This is a genomic window from Pseudomonas sp. KH_046_2 (genome assembly GCF_057838985.1).
This window is the reverse complement of the sequence record NZ_CM174480.1, coordinates 3,373,584-3,394,892: the sequence shown is the minus strand read 5'-3', so window position 1 is coordinate 3,394,892 and position 21,309 is coordinate 3,373,584. Positions and strand designations below refer to the sequence as shown.

19 protein-coding genes and 2 pseudogenes are annotated in these 21,309 nt (G+C 58.5%); 10 read left to right on the top strand and 11 right to left on the bottom strand.

The features are described 5' to 3' along the window. Positions 1-153: 153 nt before the first annotated feature. The 3 genes from AC3IX1_RS15305 to AC3IX1_RS15295 all read right to left on the bottom strand — a co-directional run bounded on the left by AC3IX1_RS15305 (position 154) and on the right by AC3IX1_RS15295 (position 4,890). Positions 154-531 (bottom strand): hypothetical protein, encoded by a 378-nt coding sequence (locus tag AC3IX1_RS15305; RefSeq protein ID WP_489384794.1) that lies wholly within the window; start codon positions 529-531, stop codon positions 154-156. Between the two features lie 440 nt (positions 532-971). Continuing rightward, a complete protein-coding gene (locus tag AC3IX1_RS15300) occupies positions 972-4,292 on the bottom strand; it encodes a DUF5801 repeats-in-toxin domain-containing protein (RefSeq protein ID WP_489384793.1) in 3,321 nt (1,106 codons plus the stop codon). Positions 4,293-4,452: 160 nt separating this feature from the next. Then, positions 4,453-4,890 (bottom strand): hypothetical protein, encoded by a 438-nt coding sequence (locus AC3IX1_RS15295; RefSeq protein ID WP_489384792.1) that lies wholly within the window; start codon positions 4,888-4,890, stop codon positions 4,453-4,455. Between the two features lie 495 nt (positions 4,891-5,385). Between AC3IX1_RS15295 and AC3IX1_RS15290 the strand changes: the two genes are divergently transcribed. After that, a complete protein-coding gene (locus AC3IX1_RS15290) occupies positions 5,386-5,661 on the top strand; it encodes a hypothetical protein (RefSeq protein ID WP_489384791.1) in 276 nt (91 codons plus the stop codon). A gap of 371 nt (positions 5,662-6,032) precedes the next feature. Further along, positions 6,033-6,545 carry a GNAT family N-acetyltransferase gene (locus AC3IX1_RS15285; protein ID WP_489384790.1) on the top strand — a complete coding sequence of 171 codons (513 nt, stop codon included), beginning with the start codon at positions 6,033-6,035 and terminating at the stop codon, positions 6,543-6,545. Between the two features lie 12 nt (positions 6,546-6,557). Here the strand turns inward: AC3IX1_RS15285 and AC3IX1_RS15280 are convergent. The 4 genes and pseudogenes from AC3IX1_RS15280 to AC3IX1_RS15265 form a co-directional block, all read right to left on the bottom strand. Continuing rightward, a pseudogene (locus AC3IX1_RS15280) lies at positions 6,558-6,701 on the bottom strand (transposase domain-containing protein); the annotation flags it as partial. A 213-nt stretch (positions 6,702-6,914) separates the two neighbouring features. Continuing rightward, on the bottom strand, positions 6,915-7,166 hold the full coding sequence (locus tag AC3IX1_RS15275) for a hypothetical protein (RefSeq protein ID WP_489384789.1): 252 nt from the start codon (positions 7,164-7,166) through the stop codon (positions 6,915-6,917). Between the two features lie 91 nt (positions 7,167-7,257). Further along, positions 7,258-8,190 (bottom strand): universal stress protein, encoded by a 933-nt coding sequence (locus AC3IX1_RS15270; RefSeq protein WP_489384788.1) that lies wholly within the window; start codon positions 8,188-8,190, stop codon positions 7,258-7,260. Positions 8,191-8,961: 771 nt separating this feature from the next. Next, positions 8,962-9,372 (bottom strand): annotated as a pseudogene (locus AC3IX1_RS15265) (transposase); the annotation flags it as partial. A 399-nt stretch (positions 9,373-9,771) separates the two neighbouring features. Here AC3IX1_RS15265 and ltnD point away from each other — a divergent pair. From ltnD to otnI, 5 genes are all read left to right on the top strand, one after another. Continuing rightward, a complete protein-coding gene (ltnD, locus tag AC3IX1_RS15260) occupies positions 9,772-10,677 on the top strand; it encodes an L-threonate dehydrogenase (protein ID WP_489384787.1) in 906 nt (301 codons plus the stop codon). 10 nt (positions 10,678-10,687) lie between these two features. After that, a complete protein-coding gene (gene otnK, locus AC3IX1_RS15255; RefSeq protein WP_489384786.1) occupies positions 10,688-11,986 on the top strand; it encodes a 3-oxo-tetronate kinase in 1,299 nt (432 codons plus the stop codon). A gap of 8 nt (positions 11,987-11,994) precedes the next feature. Then, positions 11,995-12,633 carry a 3-oxo-tetronate 4-phosphate decarboxylase gene (gene otnC / locus AC3IX1_RS15250; protein WP_489384785.1) on the top strand — a complete coding sequence of 213 codons (639 nt, stop codon included), beginning with the start codon at positions 11,995-11,997 and terminating at the stop codon, positions 12,631-12,633. A 189-nt stretch (positions 12,634-12,822) separates the two neighbouring features. Further along, the gene (locus AC3IX1_RS15245) at positions 12,823-14,283 is read left to right on the top strand and encodes a GntT/GntP/DsdX family permease (RefSeq protein WP_489384784.1); all 1,461 of its coding nucleotides are present in this window, start codon (positions 12,823-12,825) and stop codon (positions 14,281-14,283) included. A 21-nt stretch (positions 14,284-14,304) separates the two neighbouring features. Beyond that, positions 14,305-15,096, top strand: a complete 792-nt coding sequence (gene otnI / locus AC3IX1_RS15240) for a 2-oxo-tetronate isomerase (RefSeq protein ID WP_489384783.1) — start codon at positions 14,305-14,307, stop codon at positions 15,094-15,096. A gap of 44 nt (positions 15,097-15,140) precedes the next feature. On the opposite strand, the gene AC3IX1_RS15235 is transcribed toward otnI, so the two are convergent. Beyond that, positions 15,141-15,962: a DeoR/GlpR family DNA-binding transcription regulator gene (locus tag AC3IX1_RS15235; protein ID WP_489384782.1), complete on the bottom strand. Its 822-nt coding sequence runs from the start codon at positions 15,960-15,962 to the stop codon at positions 15,141-15,143. Between the two features lie 288 nt (positions 15,963-16,250). On the opposite strand from AC3IX1_RS15235, the gene AC3IX1_RS15230 reads away from it, so the two are divergent. Continuing rightward, positions 16,251-17,777: a phospholipase D family protein gene (locus AC3IX1_RS15230; RefSeq protein WP_489388751.1), complete on the top strand. Its 1,527-nt coding sequence runs from the start codon at positions 16,251-16,253 to the stop codon at positions 17,775-17,777. A 229-nt stretch (positions 17,778-18,006) separates the two neighbouring features. Next, positions 18,007-18,612 carry a transglycosylase SLT domain-containing protein gene (locus AC3IX1_RS15225; RefSeq protein ID WP_489384781.1) on the top strand — a complete coding sequence of 202 codons (606 nt, stop codon included), beginning with the start codon at positions 18,007-18,009 and terminating at the stop codon, positions 18,610-18,612. Between the two features lie 102 nt (positions 18,613-18,714). Here AC3IX1_RS15225 and AC3IX1_RS15220 read toward each other — a convergent pair whose 3' ends face one another. Together AC3IX1_RS15220 and AC3IX1_RS15215 are read right to left on the bottom strand one after the other, a co-directional pair. Beyond that, the gene (locus AC3IX1_RS15220; RefSeq protein WP_489384780.1) at positions 18,715-18,909 is read right to left on the bottom strand and encodes a hypothetical protein; all 195 of its coding nucleotides are present in this window, start codon (positions 18,907-18,909) and stop codon (positions 18,715-18,717) included. Between the two features lie 92 nt (positions 18,910-19,001). Further along, a complete protein-coding gene (locus tag AC3IX1_RS15215) occupies positions 19,002-19,844 on the bottom strand; it encodes an NmrA family NAD(P)-binding protein (RefSeq protein WP_489384779.1) in 843 nt (280 codons plus the stop codon). Between the two features lie 177 nt (positions 19,845-20,021). On the opposite strand from AC3IX1_RS15215, the gene AC3IX1_RS15210 reads away from it, so the two are divergent. Beyond that, positions 20,022-20,684: a TetR/AcrR family transcriptional regulator gene (locus AC3IX1_RS15210; RefSeq protein WP_489384778.1), complete on the top strand. Its 663-nt coding sequence runs from the start codon at positions 20,022-20,024 to the stop codon at positions 20,682-20,684. A gap of 270 nt (positions 20,685-20,954) precedes the next feature. On the opposite strand, the gene AC3IX1_RS15205 is transcribed toward AC3IX1_RS15210, so the two are convergent. Continuing rightward, entirely contained in the window at positions 20,955-21,185 is a 231-nt protein-coding gene (locus AC3IX1_RS15205) for a hypothetical protein (protein WP_007975977.1), read from the bottom strand. Between the last annotated feature and the right edge of the window lie 124 nt (positions 21,186-21,309).

Here is a 21,309-nt window from a genome sequence, read left to right as displayed (position 1 = left end):
GGCCCCCACACTTGAGTCGGGTGTGAGGGCCTTTTTATGGGCGATGCTTACTGTTCATGAGGGATCGAAGCCGCTTGGGCTCGCCAAGGTGCGCAGCTCACGCAGCACCTGGTCGCTGATAAGCGCTTCCAGGATTTCTTGTTGGATGGATTTTTATGATTCATCCCACCGGAACGCGGCGAACTTTTCCATCACACCAAAGACCATGTTCATCGTCGAGTGATAGCCACAGCTGATGCTTTCCAGCAGCATGACGGTCAGGTAGGCCGCCATGAAATCGACCTCATTCTGCTGATCTTTGGCTTCGTTCATTTGCGAAATTATAGGAATCATGTAATTGACTTTTCCGTCAACCGACAACGCCATAAACCCAGGTAGTCCACCTATGTCGTTTTCCAGGGTCCGTCGATACTTGCGCAGCTTATGAGACGTCATCAGCTTGGTGGCGGTACTGAGGGATTTGAGACGGAGCAAGAGTCCCTCGAGGTCTCGTTCAAGCGCTAGTTGTCGCTTGGATTTGAAAAGCAGCATGCCGAACTCCCTCCTGATTCCAGACTTTCCGGCCATCGCGCTGACTCATACCTTTAAACGGCCCATCGATCACCGGCAAGGCTTGCAGCTCATCTCGATCAACCCCTGAACTGTTTCTCTGCCCAAGCATGATCCGTGCCCATTCGTTGTTCACGTCGTCCCCCCGCCACGCCTGCAGGCTAAACAGGTCACTTTTTTCGCACTCCCTGCAGGTGCTGCGGCGCGGGCCTGGCTGGGCTTGCTCTGGTATTGATTGGGGCGAAGAAGCCTGCGAATCCCTGCAAGGGGGGGCTGTTTTGAGGGGGCTGGAGCGCAGTCTGGGGGCGATTCTAAGAGGTGGCTCGGGAAAAGGGTGGCCGCATGGGTTCAGGAACGCAGCCGCCCAATGAAAACGGCCTGGCCCCCTTTGGGGGAGCCAGGCCGTTTACCTGCAGCAGCGTTCAGACAATGTCAGTGCTTTCCATGTTGGTCACACCGACCAACTGGATGATGTTGGTGATACCCGTATCGTCACTGTCATGTGCCAGGTAGCCGTCGCCTCCAACGACGCCGAAGTAGTAGTGGGTGGTGCTGTTCAGCGCGCCATTGGCATTCGAGATGAATGCGTTCAGGTCGGCAACGGAATTCAGCGACTCGCTGTAGTTGGCTCCAGTACCTGCCGTCGTGAAGTCCAGCTTGTCGAAGCCGGAGACGAAGCCGGGGGAGATCACGCTAGTCGGTGCGGACAGCGCCCCGTCGGTATCGGCATCCAGGGCCTTGAAGCTGAAGGTGTCCATTTCCGTGCCGCCGGTGAAGGTCTTGCCGCCAGCGATGGTCACGCCCAGGGTCTCGGCAGTGGTCGAATCTCCGTCAAAATCCGTCACCGTCACGTTGAAGGTCAGGCTGGCGTCAGGCGTCGACGAGGTCACAAAGCCCATGTCAACGATCTTGACCACGTCGCCGTCCCAGGTTCCTGCTTCGCCAGCCTCCACGGGATTGCTCTTGCTGCCCTCACCAGACTCGTTCCCGAATGCCAATGTGGCACCGGTACTTGCCCCGCCGAGGCCGACGTTGCCGTTGAGGTTGTACCCGTCGCCGGTGACGCCCTCGGTCGAAACCAGCACCTGCAAGCCCTGGATCACGTAGTCGTCGTCGCCGAAGTTGTAGTCATTGCGCTCGAGGATCACCGCGCCGTCGTTCTGATCCAGTGTGATCCCGTATGCCGCGGGATTCGCAATTGGATGGAAGTTGTTGTTGGTGGTGGAGGGGGTTTTCAGAATGATGTCCTGGCTGTCGACAATGATCGCCCGGGTAATCTGATTGTTGGGGTCGTCAGAATCGACCAGCTTCAACACCAGCACCAGATCCTCGTTGCCGATGCCGTCGAACTTGATGAAAATCCCGTTGCTCGTGGCGGTGGGCGCCAAGCCGGTGTCGCCGAATGGATTGGCGGTGAAGAAGTCCAGGTCCATCACCTCGCCCTGCTGGATGGTGTCGCCGGCCACGCCGGCCGCAGTCCCGGAAACACTCACCCAGGACGTCGCCGCCGAGAACAGCTCATTAGCGCTGAAGGCGTTGTCGCCACCCGCCTTGATGTTGTTGGCTCCGGTTCCGCCGCCCGCTTCGGCGAATCCACTGAACTGCACGAAGAAGTCGCTGGCCAGCTCGGCCACCGAGACCGGCGGCTGTTGGTTGATCGGCGTCGTGCCGTTGATCGCGTAGCCGGTGAAACCCTTCGCAGTCGATGTCCTCAGGATGCTGAAGCTTTCGATCTCGTCGGTCAGGCTCAGCGTGTAGGTGTCGGCCACCTTGTCGAACCTCAGCGTACCGGTCGCATTGGTGGTAGTGCCCTGGGTCGGGTCGGACATATAGCTAAAGGCGATGTTGAACACCGCCGAGGTGTCGTTTTCCGAGTCCCAGGTTACCGACCCAGGGGTAAAGGCGTTCGCTCCCACCTTGACGCCCGTCATGCTCACGGACAAGTCGCTGTTCAAGGCGCTGTAGAGTGTTCCCAGTCGATCATCCGCGCCGATGTCGTAAGCGAAGGTGCCGGTGCCACCGGGGGTCGGATTGGCGGAGTTCGGGTAGACCAGGTTCGACTTGGCCGTTACCACCGGCGAGTCATCATCGACCGTGATCATCAGCTTTTCGGCTGTGGCCGTCACCGTATCGCCATCTGCGTCGGTAGCCTGCAGGATGGTGCCGAGCTGGAGGACAAGATCGTTCTCGGTGTTGTCGCCCGGATCCCCATTGAGGCTCGGGTGGTCGAGTTGGTCGAGCTGCGTGAAAACGTAGGCGCCGGTCGCCGCGGTCAGCGCAAAGGTGAACACTTCGCGGTCAGCGGCTTGGTAACCGTCGCTGGCTCCGACGTCCACGTAGGCCGTCAGCGTGTTGCCGGTCACGTTATATTTCACCGCCTCGCCCTTGGAGGTCAGCGTCTGCGCCAGATTGCTGGTGTCCGTGGCCAGGCCATAGGTCAGCGGATTGTCGACGCCGGACTGGAAGATCGAGGCGATGCTGCCTGAAGCGGACGCGAGCTCCCCGCTTACATCGTTGGTCCCGCCTGCGATCCCGTCGGGCAAGCCGTCCTCGTCCACTGTCGCTGTCTCGGGCGTGCCGGTTGCCGTCGGGCCATCGTCCTGGAAGGCGACACGGGCGCCGATGCCGACCGAGTCGGTGTCGCTATCGCCGTCGGTGACGGTGACTACCGCGAGCAGCGCGGCGTTGTCGATGGCGAGCGACTCATCGTAGCTGGCGCCGCCGGTGGGGTGCTTTATCGAGTGGTACTGCACGACGCTGAGCACGCCAGTGATGGCGTCGATCGCCACGGCGAAGGCGGCTTCGCCGCTATCGGGGCCGCCGGAGATGCGGCCGACCACCAGCGCGCCTTCCTTGGTCAACAGGATGCTATTGCCTTCGGTGGTGTCCAGGCCGGCACCGAGCGCCGCCGAGGCTGTCGGACCATCGTCCTCGAAGTACACCTGGCTGCCGATTTCCTGGGTCGCGGGTTCGATGTTGGGCAAACGGAAGCCGCCGATATCGAAGGGGGAGTTGAGCTGGGGATTTGCATTTCCGATGTTCTCGATCAACACGCGGTTGTGCAGTTCGCTGGTGGTGTATTCGATCGAGTACTTGGACTGGAAGCCAGCAATCGTCACGGTGCGATCGGCGTTGTTATTGCTGAGGTTGAACGTCACGGTGATATTGCCAACCGTCGTGTTGGCGGTGACACCTCCGAGACCGGCGATGATATTGCCGTTGCCATCGCGGATCGTGACGCTGGAGATGTAGGCCAGTTCGTCGTCCGCGTCCAGGAGCCCCTCGTAGTAGAGATTCTTCTCCTCGAAATCCGTGGTGTAGGCGCTGATCCTGGCCGTGGACGCCTTGGGCGGTGTCTGCTGCGCAATGACAAAGGTCGCACCCGTCGCGCCGAAGAGTGCGCCAAAGTCGATGTTGTCTTCGACGATCGCCTCGCCGTGCGTCAGGTCAGGCACGGTGTAGAGCGGGTTGGGTTTGGACACGAAGGTGAAGATCATCCCTTCGCCAGGATCGACCCCCTGGTTGTTGGTGCCGATGGTCGTGGCGCCGGCGCCCTGGCTGGTATTGACGGTGTCACCCGCGTCCTTGCCATTGACGATCTTGTCCGGATCCAGGCCGGTGACGACGATCCCCACGTCAGAGCTGCTGTCTTTGAACATCAGGAACTTGTTCTGCCCGGACGGCACACCGGCGTAGTCGAAGGCGACATCCTGGCTGGTGGTGACCCAGAGGTGGTCCGTCATGTCGACCACGTCGTCGGGGTTCTAGGTAACCGGGTTCTTGAGCGGTGCGAACTGCGCCATCCAGACCTTGGCGCCGGTTGCGGTCTGTTCCAGATAGACTGAGAAAACGATGGTGCCGTTCGGATCTGCCACGTCGTCCTCGGGCGCGTCAGTGGTCCCTTCAGCGCCTATGTGGCCCAGGACGATGTTGTTGGTGGAAGTCCGTGTACAGGAAGATTCTCCTGCCATCGAGGGTATAGAGACCGCTCCAGTCCGTACCGGCATTGAGATTGGTCGGGTCGCCGAGCGCTCTGCCCTTGGCATCGGTGAAGGCGAGATCGAGGTAGCCGCCGGTGATGGTGATCAGGTCGGTACCGGTGTTGCCAGCGTCGCCGGTATAGCCACTCAGCGCTGTCTGCATTGGAGTAACGACGCCCAACAGCGTGAACAATCGGGACTCGAACGCCAACGGGAGGTCGTTGGCATCTTCGGAGTTGTTGATTGCGGCAACGGCAATGTCATTATCGTCGCTGTCGCCGAAGATGCGGGATGTGGCAGTGAGGTTCTGTAAACCGCCTGATTCATCAGTGGTGATGCTGCCGCTCAAGGTGATAGCCATGGTGTTCTCCAGTGGAGTTCCGGTCATCGAGGTCTGACCGTTGACCTTGCATTGCTATATGCCATCACTATGAAGAACGGCCGGGTGATTGGGCATGGCCCGATACTCCCAATCGGGGCAGGAAATTCGGACTACCTGGAGGCGGAAACGGGATGTGGACGCAAGGACGCGACGCCGCAAATCCCACGTGTGGATGAGGAAATGACGCCTGTACTCAAGGCCGCCCGGTGCGGGGAGGCAGTCTTCTTGACGGAAAGCGCCTGGAGCAGTTTGAAGAGGTCGCAGTGATCCATGAGACCGAGATATTCGATCAGGAACAAATCTTCGTAGACGCTGCTTGACCATAGTGGCCAATTGGCCGTGAATTAACCCCGTTATGTCGATCTTGCGCGTTATGAGACGCGACTTCAGAAGCCTGGCCATTGAACTGCGCTTTTTCTTGCCCAGATTTTTTTCAGCCTTTACGCTAGCGACTGCCGCCGTGGAGTAGCTTAAATGAGCTTAATTGAAGTAAAGCAGCGTAACGTCATTCAAATTCAAAGCCTGAAGAGCAAATGGATTGATGGCGTAACGATTCCAGAAAATCCTCCGAAGTTGCTTTGGGTGGTTTATGAAGGGGAGAAGATTGTAGGAGTTTTTTCAAATTGGGAGGAGGCGAGCATCCTTGTTGGTGCGCTTTATTGGGCGCAGCAAACGAGGCAGTTTTTGCACGAAAAGAAGTTGGAAGAGGAAGAGAAGAATCCTGGCGCCAGCCCCAAGCCAGGTGATTAATAGCCTCGAAGCCACAAAGAAGTATCGCACCCAGCCTCGGCATAACGCCGGGGCTTTTTATTTCCTGCTCCCGCATCAGGATGTTTTGGGGCTGCAGAGCCGTTAGCACTCGGTTGTTGTGCGTTCACCCAAAGCGGCCTATGGAATCTGCTTTTTTCCGCTTAAATCATTTGCTGGTTAGCGGCAGCCGTCATGTTCCGTCTATCAGACCTTTCTGTATCAATGTATTCCTGATAATTATTTGGCTGCTCTTGGCAAAACATATCCATTCATGGAAGCTTGCCTTTCCTGATTTCATTTCGTAACACTTGAGTTGCACAATCGCGTCCCCGAGGGGGCGCGCGACCCTCTACCAACCCAAGGAGCGATGAATGCGTGTACGTTCAGCGATAATTGATGACTCTGACGTCATCAGCAGAATCGCGAAGGATACCTTTTCGATGGCGTGCCCAGCAGACACTCCAACGGAAGAACTAGAGCTTTACATCAGTGAAAATCTAACTCCATTGGTCTTTCAGACCGCGTTGACCTCCTCAAGTCAAGAGGTACTGGTGCTGGAGAAAGCCGGAGATGTCGTGGGTTTCAGCTTGATCGACTACACACCAGATCGATTAGGGATCGCACTGGCAGACGGCATTCCTGAGTTGAAACGATGCTATGTCGCTTCGGAGCATCATGGCACTGGCGCTGCGCAGTGCTTACTAACCGCAACGCTTGCTATTGTTTCCAATCGCATCCGACTCACGGTGAATGATCAGAATGCCAGGGCCATAGGCTTCTACCAACGTAATGGGTTTCAAACAGTGGGAGAAACGAGTTTTCAATGCGGCAAGGATATCCAACGAGATTTGGTGATGGTACGCGAGTGGAATGAGTTGGTGTAACTGTTGCCGAAATCATTCTGGTTTGCATCTTGCTCCCGAGCGATGCGGCAACAAGTCCTCAATAGTCCTTGCCCGCTGAGTCGGAAGGTGGGTGAGAACGTCTTACTGATACACATACGGATCATGCCCATTTAGGGGCGCCAGGTTAGCTAACGAGTTGGCGGTCTCATCGGTTGCCAGCTTGTCCTCAGCCTCCTGAAATACTTGCGCGATCTTTAGCCGTTCCTGGGCGTCAGCCTCAAGGCCAGATTCCGAAAGCCTCACAACTACCTGCATCAGATCCACGCCCGACTATTTGAGCAGGGCGGCCGCCTGCTTCAGGTCTCGGCGCAGGTGTTGGTTCGGTTTGGTGAGCCCCATGATCTCCACCTAAATATCACCGCCAGGCCAGCTACCCATCTCTGTAATGCGCACAATCTTTCCTGCCTTCACCTCGTCCGCATGCGCAATCAGCCGGGCTGCCAGCCGGCGCAGCTTTTCGATCTTCAGCGTCGCTTCCTTCATCTCGGCCTCGTTGTACTGCTTTGCTGCTGCGAACAAGTCATGGGCAGCCTGTGCTATGGCATGCGAAGCAGCTTTCAGGTCGCGGCACAACTGTTGGTTGGACTGGACTGAGGGCATGGGATGGGACTCCTGTGAGGGGGTGGATCAACCAGTAACGCCCTGGCACCCTGCTTGGGGCGAGGATGTTGTCCGGAGCAGTTACTTGCTCCTAAGTATGTGGTCGATGGTTGTGGTGGTTATACGGCCAGGAAGATGTCGCGGTATCGGCCGATGGGCTCGGTGGCGGGGCAGCCAGTTCTTCAAGGTGGGCGATGATGTCGTTCGGCTTGAGCACCAGTACGTCACTGTCCAGTGTGTCCAGAATCATCTCGGCAGTGTTGCCGATCAATGCGCCGGACAGCCCGGTACGGGCCACGCTACCGATTACCGTGAGTGCGGCTTCGAGCTTGTGCGCGATGTACGGGATCAGCACCTCGGCTGAGCCTTCCTCGATATGCAGGCGATCGTCGCTGATGTTGAATTCTGCCTGGAACGTCTTGCACAGTTCGCGATATAGAGCCTGAATGCTTTCCTTGAGTTGGAGTACGGGGTTGGCTGCCGAGAGCAGGGGGTAGGGGTGGGCGCTCATCATGTGTAGAGTGCCGCCGGCCATTGCGGCGATGTCGTACCCGTGGCTAACGATGCCGGAATGCAGGACGCGGTGTTCCACATCACTGTTACCGGCATCAATGGCCGCGAGAATGGTGCCACCGGTCCAGGGTCTTGCGGTTTTTACTATCAGTACCGGGCTGGGGCAGTATCGCAACAGCTTCCAGTCCTCGGGGGTGAGAAGGCCTTTCATCAGTGATGTGTGGGGTAGGTGCTGCTTGATTACCAAGCCGCATCCCACCGCCTGTTGGGCGGCGATGATGGTTTTGTGTGAACTTCCGTTCCAGGCCTGCTGGGTACTGACGCTATAACCTTCCTGTGTCAGTTCGCCTTGAATGTCGTTCAGGTAAGAGCCATGGTGGTTTCCCTTGTCGCAGGCCAGCAAATGCAGGTGCGACCGGGTAGCGCCGGCAATCATTTTGGCTCTGTTCAAGATCAGATCCCTGGACTGCTGTGAATCCACTACCACCAACGTGTTGCGAATGGTGTGCATGAGTGTCTTCCTTTGCTGAGTACAGTTTACTTGTGGGTGGCGGGAACTCTTGGCCTGGACCCTTTCGAGCCGGGTTTACGCGTACTGGCCAACTGTCGCCCGCTTGTCAGCCGAAGTTCACTTACCTGCACCATGCAATCGACATCCAAAGTCGAATCTTGCCCAATCGTCCGATTGTCACGCTTGAATCGAGCGGGCATTGAAAACCGGGAAACTGCCGTTGATCGTTTATGCAGCTACGCAATATGACTCTCTAGCACTGGCGCCGTTGTTCAACTGCATCTATATTAAACAGAGTAAGTTGTAACGTAGTTGGTACACTTTGCCTCGAAGGAATTGCGTTACTTCTTGTCGGCTGCGCTACTGTAAAGGAGATGCAATAGTATCTGCCGTCTCAATGCCCCGATTGCCTGCGCCTTTATCCAGCTGAACAAATTCCTCACCCCAAGTGGATGCCCAGATCCTGGAGTTATGGTCGAGTTGCTCTCCGGCGAGCGTTTGTGCTCGCGCAACTCAATGATTGAGTATGGTGGCTATTCTGCTTGATGCTTAGTTAGTTAGTCGGCTGAGCTAGTTGATTTTCTACTAAGTCAGCTCTAAATGGATCCAATTCGATCTGATGAAGTAGCACCTTTGCTGCTGATCGAAACACTTGAAGCAGATTCCCATTATCCAATGCCAAGTCTGCCGAACAAATCAAGCAGACTTGTCGCAGGGGGCTCCAGAGTGCAATGGGCCAGATACTGCCATAGACTCGATTGCTTGTTTTGTTCAAGCTCCGTTACGCGAAGAGACAATGTGCACGTCCGATGTCACCGTGACTGGGGCTTGCACCGCGGCCGCCAGCGTGAACTCATCGGTCGCACCACTCATGCCACGTAGTCGCAGGCGATCCAGTTTCAGGATGCGCTTGAGGTGGGCAAACAACATTTCGACCTTCTTGCGTTCGTGGCGAGAGCGCACGTACTCCGGCGTTGCTGCAATGCGCCGAGCCACATCACGAGCGGCTTCATGGACGCTGCGAGCAATCTTGCGCAACGATGTGTTCGGGCAGCATTTGGCTTTCATCGGACACGCTACGCAGTCGGTCTGCCTGGAGCGGAAGATGATGGTGCTGGCTTTGGTAACGTGCGAACGCTCGTTCTTGAAGGCTCACCATTCACTGCGCAATGCATTGCCAGCCAGTCACCGGCTGCCCGGTCCATGACCACCAGGTGCGTCGATCTAATCCTGTACCCAGTCTTTCGAGCCACTCTCACATCACTCTGGACGAGCCACTCTTAGCGGCCCACGCATCTCGTTCCTTCGCGGCGAGAGCGATGTTAAAAAATGTTATTAATAAAAAATACTTCACATAATCAGATCACTGGTAGATGATCTGCACCAGCCGGTATGACAACCTGATAACACGACAAAAACAGGATGGCCTTGATGCTCAATGAGATCCCGACTCACGTCATGAATCACAGCGTCCCTCAGCTGGTTGGTCTGCACGGTGCTGATTCTGTCTAGCCCTATTCACAACGCGGCCAACGTCTGTGTCTCGCAGGCGACAGTCGCTGCTTTCCACTGGAGTACCCCATGAATAACAAGAATGTCGGTGTAGTCGGTCTGGGTGCGATGGGGCTGGGCATTGCCCGCTCGTTGTTGCGCAGCGGTTTTAATGTGCATGCCTGTGATGTGCGCGCTGTCGTAACAGAACAGTTCGCCGGAGAGGGCGGTGTGGCTTGCCTGTCACCGTCGCACATGGCCGCTGAGTGTGACGTGATCATCACTGTGGTGGTCAACGCCGAGCAGACCGAGACCGTATTGTTTGGTGAGGGTGGTGCCGTGGCCGCTCTGCGGCCGGGCAGCCTGGTGATCGGCTGCGCCACAGTCGCTCCGACTTACGCGGTGGACCTGGGCCAGCGCCTGGCCGCGCTGGGGTTGCTGTATCTGGATGCACCGATTTCCGGTGGCGCGGCCAAGGCTGCCGCTGGTGAAATGACCATGATGACCTCGGGCCCGGCCGACGCCTATGCCAAGGCTGAGTTGATCCTCACTGGCATGGCCGGCAAGGTGTATCGCCTGGGTGACGTCCATGGCCTGGGTTCGAAGGTCAAGATCATCAACCAGCTTCTCGCCGGGGTGCATATTGCCGCTTCTGCCGAAGCCATGGCGCTGGGTCTGCGTGAAGGGGTCGATGCCGATGCGCTGTATGAGGTGATCACCCACAGCGCCGGTAATTCCTGGATGTTCGAAAACCGCGTGCCGCACATTCTCAAGGCGGACTACACGCCGTTGTCCGCCGTGGATATTTTCGTCAAGGACCTGGGCCTGGTTCTGGATACCGCCCGGGCCAGCAAATTCCCGTTGCCGCTGTCGGCCACCGCTCACCAGATGTTCATGCAGGCATCCAGTGCCGGCTTCGGCCGTGAGGACGACTCGGCGGTGATCAAGATTTTCCCGGGCATCGAATTGCCAACCGCCAAGCCTGAGCCTGTTTGAGGAACACCCCATGACTACCTCCACCGCACGCCCGCTGCTGGGCTGCATCGCCGACGATTTCACCGGCGCCACGGACCTTGCCAACATGCTGGTACGCGGCGGTATGCGCACCGTGCAAAGCATTGGCATTCCAAGCGCGGAAGTCGCGGCCGGGCTTGATGCCGATGCGATCGTCATTGCCCTGAAGTCGCGTACCACGCCGGTCGCCGAAGCAGTCGAGCAGTCCCTTGCCGCGCTGGCCTGGCTGCGCGAGCAAGGCTGCGAGCAGATTTTTTTCAAATATTGCTCGACGTTCGACTCCACCGCGGCCGGCAATATCGGCCAGGTCAGCGAAGCGTTGCTGGCCGCACTGGGTAGCGACTTTACCCTTGCGTGCCCGGCATTCCCGGAAAATGGCCGGACGATCTTTCGCGGTCACCTGTTTGTGCAGGATGAACTGCTCAGCGAGTCGGGCATGCAGAACCACCCGTTGACGCCGATGACCGATGCCAACCTGGTTCGCGTGCTGCAATCGCAGACCCGTCTGAATGTCGGTCTGTTGCGCTACGACACGATTGCCCGTGGCGCTGAGCAGGTGCAGGCGCGAATCGCCGAGCTGAGGGCTCAAGGTGTCGGCATGGCCATCGCTGATGCGTTGTCGGACAGCGATCTGTACACACTCGGTACGGCCTGCGCCGATCTGCCGCTGTTGACGGGTGGTTCGGGGTTGGCCCTGGGCCTGCCGGAAAACTTCCGTCGCGCCGGCAAGTTGCGCGACCTTGACGCCTCGAAACTCCCGGCGGTGTCCGGCGGGGAAGTGGTGTTGGCCGGCAGCGCTTCGATCGCCACCAATGGGCAAGTGGCGGCCTGGCTCGAAGCCGGCCGTCCGGCTTTGCGGATCGATCCGTTGGCCCTGGCGCAGGGAAAACCGGTGGTGGCGCAAGCCTTGGCCTTCGCCCGTGATAACGGGCAAACCGTATTGATCTACGCCACCAGCTCACCGCAAGAGGTCAAGTTGGTGCAACAGCAACTGGGCGTCGAGCAGGCCGGTAGCCTGGTGGAAAACGCCTTCGGCGAAATCGCCCAAGGCTTGCTCCAGAGTGGCGTGCGCCGCTTCGTGATCGCCGGCGGAGAAACCTCGGGTGCTGTGGTCCAGGCGCTGGGTGTACAGCTGTTGCAGATCGGCGCGCAGATTGATCCGGGTGTACCGGCGACCGTCAGCAGTACCGAGGAACCTTTGGCGTTGGCACTCAAATCGGGCAACTTCGGTGGCCGGGATTTCTTCAGTAAAGCCTTGAACCAACTCGCCCAGGCCGGGGGTGCACAATGAGCTGCGCAATGAGCAACGAGAACGCCCTGCGCGAAGAAATCTGTGAGGTTGGCCGCAGCCTGTACCAACGCGGTTACACCGTTGGCAGCGCCGGTAACATCAGCGCGCGACTGGACGACGGCTGGTTGATCACACCGACGGATGTCTGCCTCGGGCGTCTCGATCCGGCAACCATCGCCAAGGTAAACCTGGCGGGTGAGTGGGTGTCCGGCGACAAGCCTTCAAAGACCCTGGCGTTGCATCGCCAGGTCTACGACCGCAACCCGAATGTTGGTGGCGTGGTGCATACCCACTCCACCCATCTGGTGGCGTTGACGTTGGCCGGTGTCTGGCAGGCGGACGACATTCTGCCGCCGCTGACGCCGTATCAGGTCATGAAAGTCGGGCATATCCCGTTGATTGCCTACCAGCGACCCGGTTCACCGAAGGTTGCCGAACAGGTCGCGCTGCTGGCCAACAGCGTTCGCGGCGTGATGCTCGAACGGCTGGGCCCGGTGGTCTGGGAGAGTTCGGTCTCCAGGGCCAGCTACGCCCTGGAAGAGCTCGAGGAAACCGCGCGGCTCTGGCTGATGAGCAATCCCAAGCCTGAACCGCTCGATCAGTTGGCGCTGGACGAACTGCGAGCAACCTTTGGTGCGCACTGGTAAAGCGCTGCCTTAACACGACAGATCGATAACGCAGGCTCTGCCCGGGAGACGCACAGGGACTCTCGACGGCCCCGGCTTGCCTGAAAAAACAATAACAACAGGAAATCCAAGCATGACTCACCTTCATTGCGGCATGTTCAGATCCAGTGGCAGTACCCTTTCATTTGCCCGGCGTGGAGGGTTTGTGAAATGAGCCCGTTAATCCTGATGATTACCGCTGGGGCAGGCATCGCGTTGTTGTTGTTCCTGGTGCTCAAGTACAAGTTTCAGCCTTTCGTGGCCTTGATGCTGGTGAGCATTCTGGTGGCGCTGGTGGCCGGGGTGAAACCGGCCGATCTGGTCGCCACCATTGAAGGCGGCATGGGCAAGACCCTGGGTCATATCGCAATCATCATTGCCCTGGGCGCGATGATCGGGCGGATCATCGAGCTTTCCGGCGGTGCCGAGGCGCTGGCCAAGACGCTGATCACCCGCTTCGGCAACCGGCGCACGCCCCTGGCGTTGACGATTGCCGGCTTCATGGTCGGGGTGCCGGTGTTCTTCGAGGTCGGCGTGATCATCCTCATGCCGCTGGCCTATGGCATTGCCCGGCGTGCGCGCAAGCCGCTGTTGGTGTTTGCGTTGCCGATGTGTGCTGCGTTGTTGACTGTGCACGCCTTTCTGCCGCCACACCCGGGTGCAGTCGCCGCTGCCAGTCAATTGGGCGCGGACCTGGGCCGCGTGCTGATGTTCGGGTTGCCGATCACCGCGTTCCTTTGCTATGTCGGCTACCGCGTGGCCGGGCGCATGACCCGTCGGGCGTACCCGATGACCGACGACATTCGTGCCGAGGTCTATGGCCCGCATGTCACCAACGAGGATCTGGCGGCCTGGTCCAATGGCCACGACATCAGCGCTGAGCGAGCGGCTGAAGCCGTATCACACATGGGCCTGGAAGAGTCGACCAGCAGCATCGTTTCCAAATTGCCGCCGGCACCGGCACCAGGTTTTGGCCTGATCGTCAGCCTGATCCTGCTTCCGATCATTCTGATTCTGTTGGGGACGCTGTCTACCTCGTTGCTGCCTGCCGAATCGACTCTGCGCGGCATCATGACCGTGCTCGGTGCGCCGCTGGTGGCGCTGCTGATCGACACCTTGCTGTGTGCCTGGCTGCTGGGTTCGCGTCGGGGCTGGAGCCGAACTCAGGTATCAGACGTGATCGGTTCGGCCTTGCCCGGTGTCGCCATGGTGATCCTGATTGCCGGCGCCGGTGGCGTATTCGGCAAGGTGCTGGTGGATACCGGAATCGGCGCCGTGGTCTCCGACATGCTGCGCACCACGGGTCTGCCGGTGCTGGCCCTGGGCTTTCTGCTGACCATGCTGTTGCGCGCGGTGCAAGGCTCGACCACGGTGGCGCTGGTGACCACTGCCGGCATCATCAGCCCGCTGATTGCGACCCTCGATCTCACCCCGAACCACATGGCGCTGCTGTGCCTGGCCATGGGCGGTGGCGGGTTGGCCATGTCCCATATCAATGACGCCGGTTACTGGATCTTCACCAAGCTGTCAGGCCTGAACGTGGCCGACGGTCTGCGCACATGGACGGTGATGACCACCTTGCTCGGCACCTTGGGTTTCTGTATTACCCTGCTGATCTGGCCCCTTGTCTAACCCTTTATCTCAGGAGCTACCATGCCTCGTTTTGCAGCCAACCTCAGCATGCTCTACCCGGAACATGAGTTTCTGGATCGCTTCGCCGTCGCTGCCTCTGACGGTTTCGAAGCGGTGGAGTATCTGTTTCCCTACGACTACAGCGCTGAAGAACTCAAGCAACGCTTGAGCGACAACGGCCTGGTGCAGGCACTGTTCAACGCGCCGCCCGGTGATTGGGCTGCGGGGGAGCGGGGCACGGTGTCGTTGCCCGGTCGGGAGAGTGAATTTCGTAGCGGGTTTGATCGTGCCCTGGAATACGCCAGCGTATTGGGCAATTCACGCATCCATGTCATGGCCGGGCTGTTGCCATCGGAAAGCGATCGCCCTCGGCATCACGGCGTGTACCTGGAGAATCTCGCCTACGCCGCCGCCCAGGCGGCCAAGGCAGGCGTTACCGTATTGCTCGAACCGATCAATACGCGGGACATGCCAGGCTTTTTCCTCAACCGCCAGGATCAGGCCCAGGCTATCTGCAAGGAAGTGGGCGCCAGTAACCTGAAGGTTCAGTTCGACTGCTACCACTGCCAAATCGTCGAGGGTGACCTGGCGACTAAACTGCGTCGGGACTTCGACGGAATCGGCCATATCCAGATCGCCGGCGTGCCGGATCGGCATGAACCGGACCTGGGGGAAGTCAATTACCCCTATCTGTTCGAGCTGATCGACCAATTGGGTTATGACGGCTGGGTTGGGTGTGAATATCGGCCACGAGGCAATACCTCTGCCGGCTTGCAGTGGTTGCGCGACTGGAAAGCACGCCAGGCGCTATAGAGGAGGGCGGCGACGGGCTCCGCTGGATGCAGGAGCCCGTCGTTTCACGCCGGCGTATTGTCAGCCGGCAGCAACAGTTCGACACCCTGCTTGCGGATGCCATCGGCCGCCGCAGAGGTCAATGCGTCGTCACTGAGAATGATGTCGAACTGCTCGAGTCCGGCAATCCTGTACATGCTGAAGGTGCCGTATTTCGAACTGCTGGCCACCAGCACCACTTGCGAAGCCGATTGCATCGCGGCTTGCTTGACCTCCACCTTCAGCGCCGAAGGCGTGGTGAGGCCGCGACGCAAATCCCATGAACTGGTCGATATGAAGGCGATATCGGTGACGACCTGACGCAAGGTCGCAACCGCCAGACCGCCCACGCACGATTGATTGGAGTGATCCAGTTGCCCGCCGGTATGGATCACCGTGACATGGGGGGCTTCGATCAGTGCCTGGACAATACCGAAGTCATTAGTCACCACAGTCATGCCGGACAGCGCCTTGATATAGGGGACGATTTCCAGCGTGCTGGTTCCCGCATCCAGGTAAATCGTCATGTCGGCATGCAGTAGCCGGGCAGCGAGCCTGGCCATGGCCTGCTTCTGCGGCAACTCGACCACCGCCTTGATCTGATGGCTGGGTTCGCTGTGCAACTGGCTGGCGATCCGCACTCCACCCGTTACCGAGTAAGCGCGACCTTCCTGCTCCAGCAACGCAATGTCGCGGCGTATGGTCATGTGCGAACAGTCGAACATTTCCATCAATTGATGAACGCTCAGCACCTGATGCTTGCGCAACTGTCGCAGCATCAACTCACGGCGCTGTTCAGGGATCATCGGTGCGCCGCTTTCGGCGGCGATGTCCTTTTGACTAGGCATTCGGGCTCCAGAATGAAGAGATCCGCAGACAGGAAAGGCGGGTAAACATAGTAGCGAATCTGCCGCCGGATCAGTAGCGCGACGAGGTACCGGGGCGGTTTCATACTCTGGGCCCAGTCGCCGTAAAATTTCGACACGCTGCATGAAACGGGCTTTACTGGAATAAGTCGTGCGGATTATCGAGGGCTGCATGTTCTCGGCAGCCAGTACTGGCTGGATGCCGAGTGCAAAACTACACCCGTCGAGGTTGAGAACCAGCCCTTGCCCCTGTCCCGGTTCCTCTGCGCCATGCTGTTCGCGCTGCTGCTCGTTGGCTGCGCCACCACGCGCTTGCCCCACGAACTCAGCGAGGCGATACCCGCCGGCGATTCGGCTTTCGGGCGCTCGATCCAGGCTCAGGCCGCCGCGCACGAGGGGCGCTCGGGTTTTCGCTTGCTGCCCAACAGCAGTGAAGCATTCCGGGCGCGCGCCGAGTTGATCCGCAATGCGCAAAAATCCGTCGATCTGCAGTACTACATCGTGCATAACGGTCTCAGCACCCGGGCACTGGTGCTCGAAATGCTGTTGGCTGCCGACCGCGGCGTACGGATACGCATCTTGCTCGATGACACGGCCAGCGACGGCCAGGAAGAAGTCATCGCTACCCTGGCCGTACACCCGAACATCCATATCCGTGTGTTCAACCCATTGCATCTGGGGCGCAGCACAGTGGTCACCCGAACCATGGGCCGTCTGCTTGATCTTTCCCAGCAACACCGACGCATGCACAACAAACTGTGGCTGGCCGACAACAGCGCAGCCATCGTCGGCGGACGCAACCTGGGGGATGAATATTTCGACGCCAAGCCCGATCTCAATTTCACCGACATGGACCTGCTGTGCATCGGCCCGGTCGCCGAGCAATTGGGACACAGCTTCGATCAGTACTGGAACAGCGCCCTGAGTCAGCCGATCAGTGATTTCGTGTTCAACAAGCCAACCGCCGAAGACTTGCTTCAGAGCCGTCAACGCCTGGAGCAATCGCTCCAGACCTCACGTATCGAGAGCAAGGTGTTGTACAACCATCTCATGACCTACCAGACTCAACCGCAGTTCGAGACCTGGCGCAATCAGCTGATCTGGGCTCATAACAAGGCAATGTGGGACGCTCCGAGCAAGGTCCTGGCCGACGGCGAACCGGCCCGCGCGTTACTGATGGCCACGCAGTTGCGGCCTGAACTCGATGGCGTCAATAACGAGCTGATCATGATCTCGGCCTATTTCGTCCCGCAAAAGCCGGGCATGGACTATCTCCTGGGGCGTGCCGATGCCGGCGTCGATGTGCGTCTGCTGACCAACTCACTGGAAGCCACCGATGTGCCGGCGGTGCATGGCGGCTATGCACCGTATCGCAAGACTCTGCTCGAACATGGCGTGAAACTCTATGAGCTGCGGCGCCAGCCGGACGATCCCGGCCGCAGCTCTTCGTTTGGTTTCAGTGGTGGCTCGGACTCCAGCCTGCACACCAAGGCCATGATCCTGGACAAGCAGAAAGTGTTCATCGGCTCATTCAATTTCGACCCGCGTTCAGTGTTCTGGAACACTGAAGCCGGAGTGCTGGTCGATAGTCCCGAACTGGCCGGTCAAGTGCGTCAGTTGGCGCTTGAGGGCATGGCGCCGGCCATGAGTTACCAGGCCCGACTGGAAAACGGCGAAATCGTCTGGCTCACCGAGGACGACGGTCGCCAGCAGACCTTGCGCAAGGAACCCGGCGGCACATGGCGCAGCTTCAAGGCCTGGCTCAGCGACAAGATCGGCCTGGAGAAAATGCTCTAGATCGAAACCCGGCGTACAGTCTCTGTTCCTACGCCTACAGCTGTGAGCATTCAATGAGAGCTCGGGGCTTGCGTCAGGTCGCCGTGCAATAGGGACTTACAAAGAAGCCTTTCGATAAGGGTGACGCGGTCGAGCTGGATGTCTTCTGACGTTTTTGCCTGCACCTGCCTGACTCAGGCTCTTTGCAGTAAATGGAGGGTACTTATGCCCTTACCTTTGAGGGTAATGAATGAAACAAGGACAAGTTCTGCTGTTGGCTTTGTTGATCATGTTTTTAACGGGTTGCACGACTATGCCGCCAAAAGATCAAGGCAATCTCTGCAGTATCTACCGTGAGTATCCCGACTGGTATGAGGACTCGCTGCAAATGCAGAGTGAATATGGGACGCCTCTGCATGTGGCCATGGCGATCATGAAGCAGGAAAGCAGCTACGTGGCGGACGCATTGCCGCCTCGTGACTACCTGCTCTGGGTAATCCCCTGGGGGCGAGTCAGTTCGGCCTACGGTTATGCGCAGGCTCAAGACCCGGTATGGGGTGAATACAAGGACAATACGGGCAACGGTGGTTCGCGTGACAGTTTCGACGACGCGATCATGTTTATCGGTTGGTACACCACTGGCACCCAGCGTCAGCTCGGAATCTCCAAATGGGACACCTACAATCAGTACCTGGCTTATCACGAGGGGCGAGGGGGCTTCAGCCGCGATTCCTATCGCAGTAAACCTTGGCTGATGCAGGTTGCCCAGAAAGTGCAAAAGCAGTCAGAGATCTACAGCGCCCAGCTCAAGCAGTGTCGCCAGGAACTGGATGATGATCGTAGTGGGTGGTTTTAGCGCGGCATCATCGAGGATCAAGGGCTTGCAAGCGAAAGCGGATGAAAGCCCTTGTTTGTTTCTGTTCCATTATTTCTATCTTGATCGTGGTCGCCTGATGCTTCAGGACGCCGGGTCTGCCTTGCGGCGATCGCTGCCGGCCGGGTTGCCGGTATCGATCAGCCTTCTTTCCAATAGTACGTTTTCCAATGCCTGGCGGTCTGACGGGTCCATCTGATGTTCTCGTTCCTTGAGTTCCAACAGGATCGGGGTCGACCACTGGCGGTAGGTTTGTTCGGCACTACGATTGAGTGACATGGGTTCCTCCTTAATCAGGCTCCTGCCAATAAAAGCGCCGCACTTCGATACGCCAAAAACCCTAGTCGACGAAGCGGGTTCCCGCCACTGCTTTACGTCGGACTGCCATCGCCCCAGATGCCCGTAGCGGCAGTGCGTTGTACGTAGTCGCCGAAGTCGCGCGCCGGGCGTCCCAGCGCCCGCTGAACGCCATCGGCCACGGGTGTGTTGCGCCCGTCCAGCACAGTTGTGAAGAGATACAACACCAGATCGATCAACGTCGGGGGAAGTTGTTCCTGTTCCATTGCCTGTCGATAGGCGTCCGGAGGTACGGCCACGAACTCGATGTTGCGACCGGTGGCGCGGGCAATCTCGGCCACGGCTTGAGCGAAGGTCAACGCCCGCGGGCCGGTCAGTTCATAGAGCTGGCCAGTGTGCCCGGGTTGAGTCAGTGCGGCGACGGCACACTCGGCGATGTCTTCTGCATCGACAAAGGGCTCGGCGACCTGGCTGACGGGGAGTGCGAGTTCTCCCTGCACAATGGGTTCAAGAAAGTGTGCCTCGCTGAAATTCTGGCAGAACCAACTGGCCCGCAGAATCGTCCAGTCAATCCCGCTGTCCTGTACGACGCGTTCGGCCTGTTCTGCTTCAACTTCGCCACGTCCGGATAACAAGACCAGTTTGCGGACGCCGCTTTTCACCGCCAGGTCGGTGAACGCCTGGATGGTCTCAACGGCGCCCGGAACGGCGAGATCAGGTTGAAAGGAAATGTAGACGCAATGAACGCCATCGATCACGGCGTCCCAAGTCGATCGATCTTCCCAGTCGAAGGGAGGATTGGCGTCGCGCGAACCCCGCCGAACGGGCATGCCGGCGGCTTCGAGTCGTTGTGTGATGCGCCGTCCGGTTTTGCCGGTGGCGCCGAGGACCAGCGTGATTGGTTGGGCAGTTTTCATCGCGTTCATCTCCATCGGTTAATGTGAGTGATGCTCATGTTGTAAAGATGATAGATGCTCATGTTTTACCGTCAACCCATCGGATCGAATTCCCCGACGTGTGGCATCTGTTGTTGGGCGTAGGGAGTGGCGATGCTAAGGTGAGTACATGTCACGTTTTTGATCGGGAATTCACTCGTGCGCAAAAAAACCTCTGAAACCCTCGAACAGCCTGCTGCAGAAGCGGTTCGACGCAATCCCACGCAACAGCGCAGCCGCAATCGTCAGGAGCGGATTTTGGCGATGGCGACTCAATTGATCGCGGACAAGGGCAGCGATCAACTCAAGATGAGTGAAATCGCCGAGCGCTCCGAGATCTCGATCGGTTCCCTTTATCAGTATTTTCCCGACAAGAGTTCCGTCATCCGCACGTTGGCCGAGCGCTATAACGCTGAGAGCCGTCGTTGCATTGCAGAGGCAATGGAGGCCGTCGAGGATGCCCGGGGTTTGCAGGCGGCCTATTCGCAGTTGCTCGATTTGTATTACGAGATAGTGATGGCGACACCGGTGATGCGTGACATCTGGTCCGGCATGCAGGCCGACAAGCAGTTATTGCAGCTGGAGTTGGAGGAGAGTCGGGTTGCCGGAGCGTTGCTGTCCCAGGCGATGCTTCGTGTGTATCCCGACTGCGACGAGCAACAGGTCGAGGAGTCCGCGTTTTTGATCTGGCACCTGGGCGAGGCAACCATGCGGTTGGCTGTCACTTGTGCACCGCAGGAGGGACGAGCACTGGTCGAGGCGTTCAAGCGCATGTCCCTGCGCGAGATCATGGAGCCGGTGCACAGGGGCGTCGACAAGTAATGAGGTCTCTGTTCATGTGTGACCGCAGGCAAGGCGCCCGCTGACGTTGCAATGAGTGATCATTGGAACGTCTCCTTCGTGACGCGTGAGCGGTTGACTCCACGGGAGCGGGGACGTTCGATTGGTTTTGCGCAACAAAAAATCCCGGTTCCAGGCCGGGTTGTGAGAAAGGATGGAAATCCAGCAGGCAGCCAAAGGTTCGGAGACGTCAGTGTCACCGATCATGCTGCCCGAATCGGGCCTGTCCTCGCACCGCGAATCCGTGACGGATCATCTGAACCGAGGCAGAGGCCGGTCGACAGGCTGGAGAGACGACAGCGTGTGCCGGATCAGCGGCGTGTCCTTCTCGATGTCGTTCAGGCGATCACGAATTCTGAGGGCGGTGGGGTGTCCGCCTTGATGATCGACCCAGTCGGCGATTTCCTTGCAGGCGGCGGCCAGGCGGGCCTGACGGGAGTCCAGCAAGGTGAGCAGGGTGGTGATGGACTCTTTTTCGGACATGGGAGACACCTCCGTTCAAGAAACCTGGTGTGGCAGCAAAAAGCCCGCCGGGAGCGAGCTTTCTGCCGAATGGGTTACTGATCCTTCAGCCATTTCAGTATAGACCCGTGAAAAAAGGGTGACA

Excerpts from the sequence above, each read along its gene's own strand:
- ltnD (WP_489384787.1), top strand. The coding sequence starts at position 9,772 with ATGAATAACAAGAATGTCGGTGTAGTCGGTCTGGGTGCGATGGGGCTG.
- AC3IX1_RS15305 (WP_489384794.1), bottom strand. The coding sequence starts at position 531 with ATGCTGCTTTTCAAATCCAAGCGACAACTAGCGCTTGAACGAGACCTC.
- AC3IX1_RS15230 (WP_489388751.1), top strand. The coding sequence starts at position 16,251 with ATGCTGTTCGCGCTGCTGCTCGTTGGCTGCGCCACCACGCGCTTGCCC.
- AC3IX1_RS15220 (WP_489384780.1), bottom strand. The coding sequence starts at position 18,909 with ATGTCACTCAATCGTAGTGCCGAACAAACCTACCGCCAGTGGTCGACC.
- AC3IX1_RS15275 (WP_489384789.1), bottom strand. The coding sequence starts at position 7,166 with ATGCCCTCAGTCCAGTCCAACCAACAGTTGTGCCGCGACCTGAAAGCT.
- AC3IX1_RS15300 (WP_489384793.1), bottom strand. The coding sequence starts at position 4,292 with ATGACGGACCACCTCTGGGTCACCACCAGCCAGGATGTCGCCTTCGAC.
- AC3IX1_RS15295 (WP_489384792.1), bottom strand. The coding sequence starts at position 4,890 with ATGGCTATCACCTTGAGCGGCAGCATCACCACTGATGAATCAGGCGGT.
- AC3IX1_RS15270 (WP_489384788.1), bottom strand. The coding sequence starts at position 8,190 with ATGCACACCATTCGCAACACGTTGGTGGTAGTGGATTCACAGCAGTCC.
- otnI (WP_489384783.1), top strand. The coding sequence starts at position 14,305 with ATGCCTCGTTTTGCAGCCAACCTCAGCATGCTCTACCCGGAACATGAG.
- AC3IX1_RS15205 (WP_007975977.1), bottom strand. The coding sequence starts at position 21,185 with ATGTCCGAAAAAGAGTCCATCACCACCCTGCTCACCTTGCTGGACTCC.
- AC3IX1_RS15285 (WP_489384790.1), top strand. The coding sequence starts at position 6,033 with ATGCGTGTACGTTCAGCGATAATTGATGACTCTGACGTCATCAGCAGA.
- AC3IX1_RS15235 (WP_489384782.1), bottom strand. The coding sequence starts at position 15,962 with ATGCCTAGTCAAAAGGACATCGCCGCCGAAAGCGGCGCACCGATGATC.
- otnC (WP_489384785.1), top strand. The coding sequence starts at position 11,995 with ATGAGCAACGAGAACGCCCTGCGCGAAGAAATCTGTGAGGTTGGCCGC.
- otnK (WP_489384786.1), top strand. The coding sequence starts at position 10,688 with ATGACTACCTCCACCGCACGCCCGCTGCTGGGCTGCATCGCCGACGAT.
- AC3IX1_RS15290 (WP_489384791.1), top strand. The coding sequence starts at position 5,386 with ATGAGCTTAATTGAAGTAAAGCAGCGTAACGTCATTCAAATTCAAAGC.
- AC3IX1_RS15225 (WP_489384781.1), top strand. The coding sequence starts at position 18,007 with ATGAAACAAGGACAAGTTCTGCTGTTGGCTTTGTTGATCATGTTTTTA.
- AC3IX1_RS15245 (WP_489384784.1), top strand. The coding sequence starts at position 12,823 with ATGAGCCCGTTAATCCTGATGATTACCGCTGGGGCAGGCATCGCGTTG.
- AC3IX1_RS15215 (WP_489384779.1), bottom strand. The coding sequence starts at position 19,844 with ATGAAAACTGCCCAACCAATCACGCTGGTCCTCGGCGCCACCGGCAAA.